Genomic DNA, 13864 nt, shown 5'->3' with positions numbered 1-13864 from the left:
CTTTCCACGTGTCTCAGACCCTTCCTCCCGACACCGCCGGCGACGCCGGCGCGTTCGACGTGCACGCCATCCAGGAGAAGTGGCAGCGCCGCTGGGAGCAGGACGACCCTTTCCGCGCCGGCGGCGACGACGACACCCGCCCCCGCAAGTACGTGCTGGCGATGTTCCCGTACCCCTCGGGCGACCTGCACATGGGGCACGCCGAGAACTACCTCTACTCCGACATCGTCGCGCGCTTCTGGCGTCACCGCGGGTACAACGTGCTCAACCCCATCGGGTGGGACTCCTTCGGCCTGCCCGCCGAGAACGCCGCCATCCAGCGCGGTGCCGACCCGCGCGAGTGGACCTACGCGAACATCGCCCAGCAGCGCGAGAGCCTGAAGCGCTACGGCGTCTCGTTCGACTGGAGCCGCGTGCTGCACACCAGCGACCCGGAGTACTACCGCTGGAACCAGTGGCTCTTCCAGCAGCTGTACGAGCGGGGCCTGGCGTACCGCAAGGACAGCCCCGTCAACTGGTGCCCGAAGGACCAGACGGTGCTGGCCAACGAGCAGGTCGTCGACGGCCGGTGCGAGCGCTGCGGCACCGAGGTCGTCAAGAAGAAGCTCACCCAGTGGTACTTCCGCATCACCGACTACGCCGACCGGCTGCTCGACGACCTGAACCAGCTCGAAGGGTTCTGGCCGCACAAGGTGCTGCAGATGCAGCGCAACTGGATCGGCCGCTCCGTCGGTGCCGACATCGACTTCGAGATCGAAGGCCGCGCCGAGAAGGTCACCGTCTTCTCCACCCGCCCCGACACGCTGCACGGCGCGACCTTCTTCGTCGTGGCACCTGACTCCGACCTCGCCGCCGAGCTCGCGGCCGGCGCGTCGGCCGAGGTGCGCATGCGATTCCAGGACTACCTCGAGGGCGTGCAGAAGGCGACCGACATCGATCGGCAGGCCACCGACCGCCCGAAGACCGGCGTCTTCCTCGACCGCTACGCGATCAACCCGATCAACGGCGAGCGACTGCCCATCTGGGCCGCCGACTACGTACTGGCCGACTACGGCCACGGCGCCGTCATGGCGGTGCCGGCGCACGACCAGCGCGACCTGGACTTCGCCCGCGCGTTCGACCTGCCCGTGCGGGTGGTCGTCGACACCAGCGCACCGGTCACCGGCGCGATTCCGGTGATCGAGCTGGACGATGAGGGTGTGCCGATCGATCCGGGCACGGATGCCGACGACACCGACCCCGCCAAGACCGGCATCGCGCTCACCGGCGAAGGGCGCATGATCAACTCCGGGCCGCTCGACGGTCTGAGCAAGCGCAACGCGATCGCGCGCGCGATCGAGCTGCTCGAGGCATCCGGCACCGGCCGCGCGTCGAAGACGTATCGCCTGCGCGATTGGCTGATCTCCCGCCAGCGGTTCTGGGGCACGCCGATCCCGATGATCCACACCGCGGACGGTCGCATCGTGCCGGTGCCCGACGACCAGCTGCCCGTCGAGCTGCCGTCGCGCGAAGGACTGGACCTCACGCCCAAGGGATCCTCGCCGCTGGGTGCGGCGACCGACTGGGTGACCACCGTCGACCCCGAGACGGGCGAGCCCGCCCGGCGCGACGCCGACACGATGGACACCTTCGTCGACAGCTCGTGGTACTTCCTGCGCTTCCTCTCGCCCGGCGACAGCACGCAGGCGTTCTCGCAGCGCGAGGCGGACCGCTGGGGTCCCGTCGACTTCTACATCGGCGGCGTCGAGCACGCCATCCTGCACCTGCTGTACGCGCGCTTCATCACCAAGGCGCTGTACGACATGGGCCATGTCGAGTTCACCGAGCCGTTCTCGAGCCTGATCAACCAGGGCATGGTGATTCTCGACGGCGCGAAGATGTCCAAGAGCAAGGGAAACCTGGTGCTCTTCCAGGAGGAACTCGAGGCGCACGGCGCCGACGCCCTGCGCGTGGGTCTCGCTTTCGCGGGTCCCGTTGAGGACGACAAGGACTGGGCCGACGTCTCCACGGTGGGCGCGGCGAAGTTCCTGGCGCGTGCACTGCGCGTGGCGGGCGACGTCACCAGCCGTCCCGACGTGGTCTGGGCCGATGGCGACACGGCGCTCCGCCGCATCACGCACCGGCTGCTGGCCGATGCGCCGGGGCTGGTCGAGCAGACGAAGTTCAACGTCGTCGTCGCTCGACTCATGGAGCTCGTCAACGCCACCCGCAAGGTCATCGACAGCGGAGCGGGCGCGGCCGACCCCGCCGTGCGCGAGGCGGCCGAGGTGACTGCGCTGGTGCTCGACCTGTTCGCGCCGCACACCGCGGAGGAGATGTGGGAGATCCTCGGCTACCAGCCGTCGATCGGGCTCGCACCGTGGCGGCAGGCCGACCCGACCCTTCTCGTCGAGGACACCGTCAAGGTGGCGGTCCAGATCGACGGCAAGGTGCGGGCGACCCTCGAGGTCCCCGCCCGCATCGAGGCCGCCGAGCTCGAGGCGCTCGCGCGCGGTGACGAGCGCATTGTGCGTTCTCTCGCCGGCCGCGAGATCACGCGCGCGGTGGTGCGGCCACCGAAGGTGGTCAGCTTCAGCACCCGCTGACCCGCAGCGCGCTCAGCTTCACAGGGCGCCCCGACCCGTCACATGACGCAGCAGCGCAGCGACCTGCGTCGACGCGGTGTCGGGGTGCTCGGGATGCCACTGCACGCCCACTGCCGGCGCCGATTCGTGAGCGACGGCCTCGACGACGCCGTCGACGGCACGCACCAGCACGCGCAGTCCCGGCGCGAGCTCGTCGATCGCCTGGTGGTGGGTGCACAGCACCGGTCCGGTCTCCGCGAGGGCCCCTACGGCGCTCTCACCCTGCGCGATCACCGGGGTGGCGACGAAGGGGTCGCCCTCCGCGGAGCGGTGCCCGTGCATGTCGGGCACGAGCGTGCCGCCCAGAGCCACGTTGATCAGCTGCAGCCCGCGGCAGATGCCGAGGAGCGGCGTGCTGCGCTCGACGGCATCCCGGATCACGGCGATGGTGACGCGGTCCGCCACGGGCTCGTGCAGGCCGGATCCCGGATAGTCCCGCGCCCCGCCGTAGAACGCGGGGTCCACGTCCTCACCCCCGAGCACGACGACGACGTCCACCCGCTGTGCTCGCTCGAGAACCGACTGCTCATCCACCTCGGCTGCGGCGACCAGCTCGGCTGTCCAGCCGAGCGCGTTCACCGCTCGCACGGTGGCGTCGTTGAGCACGTTCAGCTGCCGCTGGGAGTCGGGAGCGTGGGGCCTCTCGTCGCGGACGTGCAGCAACATGGCTGCGGGGCGCTGGTGCATCGTGGCCTCCGGTTGTGGGTACAGGCAGGATCCCAGAGGATCACGACGCCGGGGTGACGCCCGCGTTTCGCACGTGTGTCGCGACCGGGCGGCAAGGCGCCGCCGCGCTGACACCCACCGCCGTCTCCTCCACCGCCGCCGCCACAGCCACCGCCTCCACGGATGCAGCCGTGCGGCGGATGCGGCAGGGGTCGCCACACCTAACGTGACGGAGTGACCGGCGATCCTTCCGCACCGCCCGCCCGTCGGCGCCTCGGCGTCGGCGCAGTGACGGTCGTCGTGATCGCGGCGCTGGCGGTGACCGTCGCCATCGGCATCGTGCGCACGTCGTCGGTACCGGTCGAGTCCGTCACGATCGCAGAGACCCAGGCCACGCCCGGCGCAACCGTGCCGGCCGCGGAGGTGTACGTGCACGTGTTCGGCGCGGTGGCGTCTCCGGGGCTGTACCGACTGGCCGAGGGTGCACGCGTGGTCGATGCGGTGGCGGCCGCCGGCGGGCTCACCGAGGGCGCGGACCAGGGCGCGATCAACCTCGCGCGGGTCATCGGCGATGGAGAACAGCTTCGCGTGCCCCTGATCGGCGAGGCCCCCACCGCGCCGGGATCCGCTCCTGGCGGCCCACCGGGCGCCGACGGCGGCAAGGTCAACCTCAACACCGCGGATCTGGCGGCGCTCGACACCCTGCCGCGCATCGGGCCGGCACTGGCCCAGCGCATCATCGACTGGCGCGACGAGAACGGGCGGTTCACCAGTGTCGACGATCTGCTGGCGGTGCCCGGCATCGGCGACAAGATGCTCGCGTCGCTGCGGGATCTGGTGACGGTGTGAGCCTGCGCCGCGCGCGACGACGCGACCTGCGGCTGGTGCCCGCCGTCGGCGGCGCCTGGGCGGCGGCGCTGGTGGGCGCCGTGCATGTCGAGGCGACCCCCGTCGCGGCGATCACCGCGTGGGTGCTGTGTCTCGCGGCACTGGGGCTGACGTGCAGCACTCGGCGGCCTTCCGTCCGCACCGGGTTCGCTGCGGCGGTGATCGCGTGCGCCGCGGCCGGCGCGGTGCTGTCGCACCTGGCCCTCGCGCAGCCCGGCCGGTCCGTGGAGCATCTCGATGTGGACGGCGGCCGCGCGCTGAGCGTTACGGCCGTCGTCACCGGCAAGGTGGAGCCGTCCGCGCAGGGACTGGGTTTCGACGCCGTTGCCGACCGGGTCGTGATCGGGCCCACCGTGCACGTGACGTCCCTGCCTGTGACGGTGCGCGTGGCGCCCGAAGACGTGGACGCTCCCGGCGACCTCGCCCCCGGCGCCCGCGTCGAGGCGGTCGGCACGGCGTTCGCATCGCACCCGGGGGAGCGGGCCGTGCTGGTCGTCCGCGCGACCGGTGGGCTCACCGTGCAGACGGGGCCCGTGGGCGCCTTCGCCGCGACCGCACACCTGCGCGAGCGACTCGTGGCATCCACCCACGGCTTGCCGCACCCGGGTGGCGGGCTCGTCCCCGGCCTCGCCGTCGGGGACACATCAGCCGTCTCGGATGATCTGGATGCCGCGATGAAGGCGTCTTCGCTGTCGCACCTGACCGCGGTCTCGGGGGCGAACTGCGCGCTGGTGGTCGGGATCGCCTTCGCCGTCGCCGCGCTCTGCGGGGCCCGCCGCGGCGTCAGGGTCGCCTGCGGGCTGGCGGTCCTCGCCGGATTCGTCGTTCTCGTGACACCCGAGCCCAGCGTCGTGCGCGCGGCGGCGATGGCCTCGATCGCGATGCTGGGCGTGCTGCTCGGGCGGGTCGGCGCCGGTCTTTCGGTGCTGTGCCTCGCGGTGGTCGCGCTACTGGTCGCCGACCCCTGGATCGCCGCTGAGATCGGCTTCACGCTGTCGGTGGCGGCAACCGGGTCACTTCTGCTGCTCTCCGGTCCACTGGCCGACGGCATCGGCAGATGGATGCCACGCCCCCTCGCGCTGACCCTGGCCGTACCGCTGGCCGCACAGCTCGCCTGCGGGCCGCTGCTCATCATCGTGGAGCCGTCCGTCGCGCTGTACGCCGTCGCGGCGAACCTGCTCGCGGCCCCCGCCGCGCCTGTCGCGACCGTCGTGGGCCTCGCCGCATGTCTGGCCGCGCCGATCCCCGTGCTGCAGGCCGGGCTGACGGCAGCGGCTTGGCCCCCCGCCGCCTGGATCGCGGGTACCGCCCTCACCGCGGCGGGCCTGCCGGGCGCGACCGTGCCGTGGCCCGAAGGCGTGCGGGGAGTCGTCGCCCTCGCCGCGGTGGGCGCGGCGGTGGCAGTCGTTTGCGCAGCCGGCGCGCCGACGCGCGCCTGGCGGCGGGCGCGCGCCGCCAGCGCCGTGCTGCTGGCGATGCTCGCCGGGGCAGGCGCAGGGGCCGCCCTGCTGTCGACGGCGATCGCCCCGGCGACGGTGCCCACCGGGTGGTCGATCGCCGCGTGCGATGTCGGCCAGGGGGATGCGGTGCTGGTGCGCTCGGGAGGGGCGGTCGCCCTCATCGACACCGGGCCAGACCCGGCGGCGCTGGAAGAGTGTCTGCGTCGTTTCGGCATCCGTCGCATCGCCCTGCTCGTGCTGACGCATTTCGATGCCGATCACGTGGGCGGCTTGGAAGCGGTGGCCGGCCGCGTCGACCTCGTGGTGCATGGACCGCCCGCGGATGCGGCGGCGCACACCGCCCTCCGACAGCTCGAGGCGGGCGGGGCGCGCCGGGCCGAAGGCACCGCGGGCGTCTCGGGGGTACTCGGGCAGGCGCGCTGGCGCGTGCTGTGGCCGAACGCCGGGTCGGCGGCGTTCCCCGCCGGAAACGACGCCTCGGTCGTCGTCGATGTCTCGGGCGGCGGGGTGCCCGCGGCACTCTTCCTGGGCGATCTGTCTGCCTCGCCGCAAGAGGCCCTGGCCGCGTCGGGGCGGCTCGCCGCGGGCTATGCCGTCATCAAAGTCGCCCACCATGGCAGTGCCGACCAGGCCCAGCGGCTGTACCGCATGCTGCAGCCCGCGGTGGCGCTGGTCACCGTCGGCGTCGACAACGACTACGGTCATCCGCGCGGCGAAATCCTCGACCTGCTCGTGGAGGTGGGAGCGACCATCGCGCGCACGGATCGCGACGGCATCCTGGTGATCTCCTCCGCCGGCGCGGATGGCTTGACCGTGTGGCGCGAGCGCGCTCCGCTGGGCGTCGACGTCGGCACCCCGGGATAGGCTGGAGACATGGCATCTCCCGCGCGCAGACCCGCTGCGCGCAAGCCCGCAGGCAAGGCCGCGGCGAGCAAGATCCCGCAGCTGTCGTGGCGCAAGCCGCAGCCCGCCCCCATCGTTCTCGTCTCCGGTCCTGAAGAGGTGTGCGCTGAGCGCGCCATCGCCGGGCTGCGCGACTACCTGCGGGCCGAAGATCCGAGCCTCGAAGTCACCGACATCCGTGCCGACGACTACGCCGCCGGCACGCTGCTGGGGGTCACGTCGCCGTCGCTCTTCGGCGAGCCGAGACTGGTGCGTGTGTCGGGCGTGGAGAAGTGCTCCGACACGTTCCTCGCCGAGGCGATCTCGTACCTCGACCACCCACAGGACGGCGCCACGGTGGTGCTGCGCCACACCTCGTCGAGCGTGCGCGGCAAGAAGCTGCTCGATGCGATCCGCGCCGGCACCGGCGGCGGCGTCGAGATCGCCTGCCCCGCGGTCAAGCGCGACAGCGACCGATACGACTTCGCCGCGGGGGAGTTCTCCGCCGCCGGCAAGCGCATCGCCCCGGCCGCCCTACGCGCCCTGGTCTCGGCGTTCGCCGACGACCTGACCGAACTCGCCGCCGCATGCCAGCAGCTCATCGTCGACGTCCCCGACGACGTCACCGAAGCCATCGTCACCCGCTACTACGGCGGCCGAGTCGAGACGTCGGCCTTCACCGTGGCCGACACCGCCATCGCCGGCCGTTACGGTGAGGCGCTGCTGGCGCTGCGCCAGGCGCTGGCATCCGGCTCAGACCCGGTGCCGATGGTCGCCGCCATCGCGATGAAGCTGCGCACGATGGCCAAGGTCGCCGGACACCGCGAGCCCTCCGGCGCGCTCGCGGGCCGCCTGGGGCTGAAGGACTGGCAGGTCGATCGCGCGCGCCGGGACCTGATGGGCTGGAACGAGTCGTCGCTCGGCATGGCGATCCAGGCCGCGGCGCGGGCCGATGCCGAGGTCAAGGGCGGCTCCCGCGACCCCGTGTTCGCGCTGGAGCGCCTCGTCACCGTCATCGCCACCCGGCAGCCGTTCGGCGGCTGACCGCGGCATCCCGACACCTGGAGCCGGGCACCGCCGCTTCGTGTGGCAGAGGTGGTCAGCGACGGCCCATGGATGCCGCAACATCTGCCACCTGAGCGGGTGCGTCGGCGTTCGGGTCCCGCGTGTCTCGCTCGCGACGGCGGCGGCGATCCCCCGTGGCGGCTGTGGTGAGCCCGTGGGCGCGGGCCGTGCGACGGCCGCGAGCGCCCCCACCGCGCGCGCCCCCGCCCGCAACTCCTCAAGGACGAGCACGGACGGGCCCCAGACCGCCCGAACAGCCTCGGACCCGCGCCGTCTTGAGGAGTTCCGACCAACGACGAAGGCCCGCCCCACGCGGGGACGGGCCTTGACGTTCAGCTGCGTGTCAGAGCGCGGCAACCTGCTTGGCGATGGCCGACTTGCGGTTCGCCGCCTGGTTCTCGTGGATGACGCCCTTGCTGACGGCCTTGTCGAGCTTCTTGGCCGCCTTGATGAGGGCCTTCTCGGCCGCGGCCTTGTCGCCGGCGGCGATGGCCTCGCGGGTGCGACGCACCTCGGTGCGAAGCTCGCTCTTGACGGCCTTGTTGCGCTCGCGGGCCTTCTCGTTGGTCTTGTTGCGCTTGATCTGCGACTTGATGTTCGCCACGTCGACGTATCTTTCGTTCGGAGTGATAGGAAATGCCGAGCGGCAGTAGAGGGGTGCCCCCGGCAGTCGTGTGAGGAGGAAACCCACACGCAAGCCGACTACAGAGTCTAGCAGGCTCAGACGACTCGACCCGACGGCGCCACCTCGTGCTCGAGCGTCGCGACGGCGAGGTCGAGCACGGCGTTGAACACCGCGGGACGCATGGCGGTCACCAGGTGGGTGGTCCGGGGCACGACGATGAGTTCCGCCTGCGGCACGAGCCGGCAGAACAGCCGTTCGTTCACCCGCAGCTGGTCGTACTGGCCGTTGACGAACCACGTGGGCACGTCGATCCGTCGCAGGGCCGCCAGCAGGTCCAGGACCGACAGGCTCCGGAGCGCAACGTCCTGGGCGGTGAACGCGTATCCGCCCGCCCCGAAGTCCTCCCGCGTTTCGGGCGGCAGCGTGCGTGCCAGCATCCGCTTTGTGAACCAGATGCCGTGACTCGGCAGCGCGTCGAATCCGCGCGCGATCAGCCGGTACGCGGTCAACCCCACGCCACGCGGCACCGAGGTGCACGAGGCGCCGATGAAGCCGGCGACCGGCGGCCGGTCCTCGCGACCGACGTACTCGGTGCAGATCAGCCCGCCCATCGAGTGACCCACCAGCAGCACGGGACCGCGGGTCGCGGCATCCCGCACCGCCTCGTCGATCGTCGCGAACGCACCCTCTAACGTGAACGTCTCGGCCATGCGCGTGCCGTGTCCCGGCAGATCCAGCGCTTGGACGGGGATGCCACGGGCAGCCAGGTGCTCCACCTGGGCTCGCCACATCGTCGCCGACGTGCGGATCCCGTGGACCAGCACCACCTGCACCGTCATGGGTCCACCCTACGAGCCGGGCGCCCGGGGGAGCACGCAGCTCCGGCCGGACGCCCAGCACTTCGTCAGCCGATGGCGCGCACCTTCACCGGCGCACTCTCCGACCCGGCCACGGTCTCGGCATCCCGGGGGACGAAGACGGCCGTGTACGAGTGGGTGCCGCGGGTGAGCGTGCCCAGCCGCAGCGACGCCAGTCCGCCGCGCACGGGAGCTGTGCCGATGACGGCGCCATCGGGTCCACCCTCGCGGAACTCGACTGTGCCGTCGGCCCGTGTCCCGCTCTGCTGCACGTACGCGACGAGCGTCGTGGGCAGGAAACGGTTGATGTGCACCGGCAGCAGCGCCACGAGGCGGGTGCTGGTCTGCGCCTTCTCGACGGTGCTCGCCGCCACCTCGATCGGCACCGAGACGACGGTGCCCGAGGGCTGGGCCGTCAACGTGAGCGCCGCAGCGCCCGCGGCGACCCCGGCCGGCAGCGTGACCGAGACCGTCGCGGCGCCGGCGGTGACGGGCACCTCACCCAACACCGCGTCGCCGAGAGCGACCGACAGCGTGGTGTTCTCGAGAGCGCCGCGGCTGGTGAGGTTCAGCCCCGCCACCGAGAACTGCACCTGCGCGCCGGCCTCGACCGTCTCGGGCACCCCGGTGACCTGCACGGCCTGCTTGGCGTACGAGGGGGCAAGAGGGGAGTTGTCGGCGATGTAGTCGACCCACGCCTCGTAGTCGAGCAGACCGGTGTCGACGTACCCGGTGCCCTCGGTGAAGACGCGGAAGTTGTCACCGCCGCTGGCCAGGAACGAGAACGTGCCGATGCGGTACTCCGCCGCCGGATCGATGGGCTGGCCGTCGACCGTCACCGACGTGATCCGCTCACCCTCGGGGAGGGCGGGGTCGAACGTGTAGGCGACGTTGTCCGACAGGCCGAGCTGCAGGTACGGACGCTGCGGGACGTTGCCGTCGGCATCGCGCTGCCACTGCTGCTCGAGCATGGTGGTGAACTGCTCACCCGTCAGCGTCACGAGGCCGAGCGTGTTGTTGAACGGCAGCACCGCATTGGCCTGCGAGAACGACACCGTGCCGTCGGGCAGCCCCTGAACCGCGGTCGCTCCGAACTCCGCCTGCGTGTCCCACAGGTCCGCACGAAGCCCACCCGGGTTGGTGACGCCGATGACGGCGCCGTTCGGCAGGTCGGCGAGCGAGTCGCGCAGCATGTTCGCGACGGTGTTGCCGAGCGTCGATTCCGACGCCCGGTCATCGCGGGTGCCGCCGGTCCACACGCCGTCGACGAACGAGCCGCCGGAGTACGCGGTGGTGATGTCGGCCGCGACCTCTCCGACGGCCGTGTTGCCGACCTCGGCGGCTGCCGCCAGTGCCGCCTGAACGATCGCGGACACCTCGGCCACGCGGGGGTACTGCGCGACGAGGGTGGCGTCGTCGACCGTGGTGCGCTCGACGTTGCGCTCGGTGTGCGCGATGACCTCGCCGTTGTCGGCGTCGAGGGTGAGGGTGATCTCACCGACGCGGGCGCCGTACGAACCGGTCTGCACGATCGGACGGGTGCGGTCGGTGCCGGGGATGGCGGCCGACCACGCGTACTCCTTGTGCGTGTGCCCGGTGAAGATCGCGTCGACCTCGGCGGCGGTGTCGTTCACCAGCGCGGCGAAGGGGCCGCCCGCGGCGAGCTCCTCTTCGAGGGTCGCGCCGTCGGGAGTGCCGGCGCCGGCACCCTCGTGGTAGAGCGCCACGAGCACGTCGGCCTCGCCGTTGGCTGCGTCGCCGTCGCTCAGCTCGGCGGCGACGCGGTTGACGGCCTCGACGGGGTCACCGAACTCGAGCGCGGTGATCCCAGCGGGGGAGACGAGCGTCGCGGTCTCCTCGGTCACGGCGCCGATGACGCCGACGGTGAGTCCGTCCACCTCGTGCAGCGAGTACTCGGGTAGGGCCGGGGTCTCGGTGCCGGCCAGGTAGACGTTCGCACCCAGCTGCGGCGCGTCGAACGCGTCGGTCACGCGGCCCGCCAGGTCGTCCCAGCCGCGATCGAACTCGTGGTTGCCGACCGCACTGGATGCCAGATCGAGCGCGTTCAGCATGTCGATGGTCGGCTGGTCCTGCGCGACAGAGGATGCGAACAGCGAGGCGCCGATGTTGTCGCCCGCCGAGAGGAACAGCACATCGCCGGCGGCGCTCTCGCGCAGCTGCTCGATCGTGCCGGCGAACTTCACCGCGTTGGCGTCGATGCGCCCGTGGAAGTCATTGATGCCGAGCAGGGTCAGCTCGACGGGAGCGGCGGCCGCGCTCATCCCCACCTTGATGGGGTCGTGGTCGCTGGAGCGGTAGACGTCGGGGGCGTAGAACTCGGTGCCGTGCGAGCGGAACCGGCTGTACTCCAGGGCGAGGGCCTCGCCGGAGTTGATGTTCCAGATGTCCGCTCCGGTCGCGCGGCCCAGAGCCGCCTCGTTGAGCAGCACGTGGTCGAGCGAGCCCGACAGACCCGAGAAGCTGTAGGACTGCGTGGTCACGCCGAACGCCGACTCCGCGCCGGCGAACCCGGCCTCGTACAGCACCTGCAGCGGGTCCTCCTGGCCGTAGGAGTTGAAGTCGCCCACGAGCGCGACGGCATCCACATCGCCCTGCACGTCGGCCACCCAGTCGCGCAGCGCCGTGGCCTGGCGCACGCGCGACTCGTTCGACGAGCCCTGACCGTCGCCGGTGTCGGCGTCGCCCGGCCAGGGACCGGGGGAGCCCTTCGACTTGAAGTGGTTCACGACGAACAGGAAGGGCGCGCCGCCGTCGGCGGGCTCGAACACCTGCGCGATGGGCTCGCGGGCGTTGCCGAAGGCCTGGTCGGAACCGCTCTGGTCGCCGAGCGCCATCGCCGCACCGACGGGCGAGACCGCGGCCGGCTGGTAGATGATCGCATTGGTGATGACGTCCTGCTGCGACAGATCGGGCAGATCCTCGGACGAGGCGACGTACGCCCACTTCTCCTGCTCAGACGCGGCGTTGAGAGCATCGACGAGCGTCGCGGTGGCCTCGTCGGCCTCTTCGCCGAGGACGGCGGAGTTCTCGATCTCCATGAGCCCCACAACGTCGGCATCCAGCTGCTCGATGGCCGCGACGATCTTGTCCTGCTGACGCTGCAGGTCCTCGGCGTCCCACGCCCCACGCTGGTCGCAGCCCTGGCGCACCGTCACGCCGTCGCCGAAGCGGTCGGTGTAGGCGACGCACGAGGCGCTGTCGGTGCCGACGGTGGTGAAGTAGTTCAGCACGTTGAACGAGGCGATCGACAGGTCGCCACCCACCTCCTCGGGCGCGGCGGTGCGGGGGCTTGTGAAGGACACTCCGTCAGCGCCGGAGCCGTCTCCGGTCAGCGGTGCGGTCGGGTTGAGCTTCCAGGAACCGTTGCGGTAGTCGACGATGACCGGCTCGGCGAACTCCACCGCGCCGCCGACGACGATGGGCTCGGCGAGCGAAACGTACCCGGGGGTGAGCGCGCTGTTGGCGGCACTGAGGAAGTTGATGCTCGCGCCGTCATCGAGCGTCACGGCCCGCGCGGCGTTGTCCGCGGTGACGGCGTCGGCCGCGGGGCTGCCGGGGCGTGCCACGTCGGTCGGCTGACGCAGCGGAGTCTCGCCCGCGGCGAGCCCCACCTCGCCGTACTGGTTGGTCGAGTAGGTGTTGGTCACCGTGAACGACCCCTGCGGGGCGACGAGCATCGACTCGAGCGCCTCGCGCTGCGCGTCGTCAGCGGGCCAGCCCACGGTGGCCGGGACCGGCGCTGCCGCCGGCTCGACCACGGCGGCGGCACCCGGGGAGACGGTCAGCTGGGTGAGGCCTTGATACTCGCCGACGAGGCCGGTGACCTGCACGGTGTCGCCCAGGGCGACCTCCGACACGGCCTCCGGCGCGCGGACGAACACGGCGTCGGATGCCACGTGGGTGGCGGGGTCCAGCGCCCCTCCGGTGCCGGGGGTCTGGATGACGTAGCCGCCGAAACCGCCGGTGGGGTAGTGCGCGGTCACCACGCCGGTGGTCGTGACCGTGCGGCCGACGAGGGGCGACTCCGCCTGCGCGCCCTGGATGTCGGCGATCGCGACGACGGTGGGCTCGGGTTCCGGTTCGGGCTCGGGATCCGGATCGGTGCCTCCCGCGCCGAGACCCTGGGGCGTGGGCGCGGCGGCGGTGAAGTCCGCGGCGTTGTCGGCCGTGTTGGCAGCCGCCTCGTCGCGGCTCACACTCTGCGCGTTGGTGGTGCCGGGCGCGGCGGCGCTTCCGGCGAAGTGGGTCGCGCCGCCCCAGCCGACGAAGTCGACGACCTGGGGAAGGTCCACCAGGGCGCTCGCGCCCGACAGCGGGGTGAGCGAGGAGACCAGGGCGACCTTGCCCTGACCGCCGCTGAGGGCGATGGTCCCGTCGACGTCGGCCTCGAACACCGGCTGGGTCGTGTCGGTGCCGGTGGCCTGCCCGATCAGCAGGCGTTCGCCGGCGGGAAGCACCTGGCCGGTGAGCGCGGTGACCTGCCAGTTGCCACCGGTGGCGGAGGCGTACTGCACGCTGTACGCGGAGAGGTCCACTTCGGAGTCGGAGACGTTGGCGAGTTCGATGAAGTCACGCTGATAGGCGCCACCGGAGTTGCCGCCGCCGCCGTACACCTCCGCGATCACGACCGGCGCCCCGATGCTCACTGCGGCGTGTGCGGCCGGCGCGAGCGAGACACCGGCCGCGACCGTCGCCGCAACCGTGAGCAGCGCCCAGGGCCGCCGAAGCGCGGGCCGTGCGGACAGAGGAAGGGGGCGTTGCGTCACGATCGTCTCC

The 13864-nt window shown here is 71.8% G+C and carries 8 protein-coding genes; 4 read left to right on the top strand and 4 right to left on the bottom strand.

The genetic code is table 11. The annotated features are described in order from the left end of the window. Positions 1-8 precede the first annotated feature (8 nt). Positions 9-2585, top strand: a complete 2577-nt coding sequence (leuS, locus tag QNO21_RS06555) for a leucine--tRNA ligase (RefSeq protein WP_257518970.1) — start codon at positions 9-11, stop codon at positions 2583-2585. Between the two features lie 18 nt (positions 2586-2603). Here the strand turns inward: leuS and QNO21_RS06550 are convergent, their stop codons facing one another. Then, entirely contained in the window at positions 2604-3311 is a 708-nt protein-coding gene (locus tag QNO21_RS06550) for a gamma-glutamyl-gamma-aminobutyrate hydrolase family protein (protein WP_257518969.1), read from the bottom strand. 213 nt (positions 3312-3524) lie between these two features. Between QNO21_RS06550 and QNO21_RS06545 the strand changes: the two genes are divergently transcribed. Genes QNO21_RS06545 through holA form a run of 3 tightly spaced genes read left to right on the top strand, consistent with a single transcriptional unit; the run spans position 3525 to position 7564 of the window. Next, positions 3525-4139, top strand: a complete 615-nt coding sequence (locus QNO21_RS06545; RefSeq protein ID WP_257518968.1) for a ComEA family DNA-binding protein — start codon at positions 3525-3527, stop codon at positions 4137-4139. Continuing rightward, entirely contained in the window at positions 4136-6502 is a 2367-nt protein-coding gene (locus tag QNO21_RS06540) for a ComEC/Rec2 family competence protein (protein WP_257518967.1), read from the top strand. Before QNO21_RS06545 ends, QNO21_RS06540 begins: the two co-directional genes overlap by 4 nt. A gap of 9 nt (positions 6503-6511) precedes the next feature. Continuing rightward, on the top strand, positions 6512-7564 hold the full coding sequence (gene holA, locus QNO21_RS06535; protein ID WP_257518966.1) for a DNA polymerase III subunit delta: 1053 nt from the start codon (positions 6512-6514) through the stop codon (positions 7562-7564). Between the two features lie 364 nt (positions 7565-7928). On the opposite strand, the gene rpsT is transcribed toward holA, so the two are convergent. The 3 genes from rpsT to QNO21_RS06520 all read right to left on the bottom strand — a co-directional run bounded on the left by rpsT (position 7929) and on the right by QNO21_RS06520 (position 13854). Then, on the bottom strand, positions 7929-8189 hold the full coding sequence (gene rpsT, locus QNO21_RS06530; protein WP_257509709.1) for a 30S ribosomal protein S20: 261 nt from the start codon (positions 8187-8189) through the stop codon (positions 7929-7931). Between the two features lie 116 nt (positions 8190-8305). Continuing rightward, a complete protein-coding gene (locus tag QNO21_RS06525; RefSeq protein WP_257518965.1) occupies positions 8306-9049 on the bottom strand; it encodes an alpha/beta fold hydrolase in 744 nt (247 codons plus the stop codon). Positions 9050-9114: 65 nt separating this feature from the next. Then, positions 9115-13854: an ExeM/NucH family extracellular endonuclease gene (locus QNO21_RS06520; RefSeq protein ID WP_257518964.1), complete on the bottom strand. Its 4740-nt coding sequence runs from the start codon at positions 13852-13854 to the stop codon at positions 9115-9117. Between the last annotated feature and the right edge of the window lie 10 nt (positions 13855-13864).

The organism is Microbacterium sp. zg-Y818 (assembly GCF_030246905.1).
In the GTDB taxonomy this organism is placed as follows: domain Bacteria; phylum Actinomycetota; class Actinomycetes; order Actinomycetales; family Microbacteriaceae; genus Microbacterium.
The sequence above is the reverse complement of the archived record's forward strand: the minus strand, read 5'-3'. Positions and strand labels throughout refer to the sequence as shown.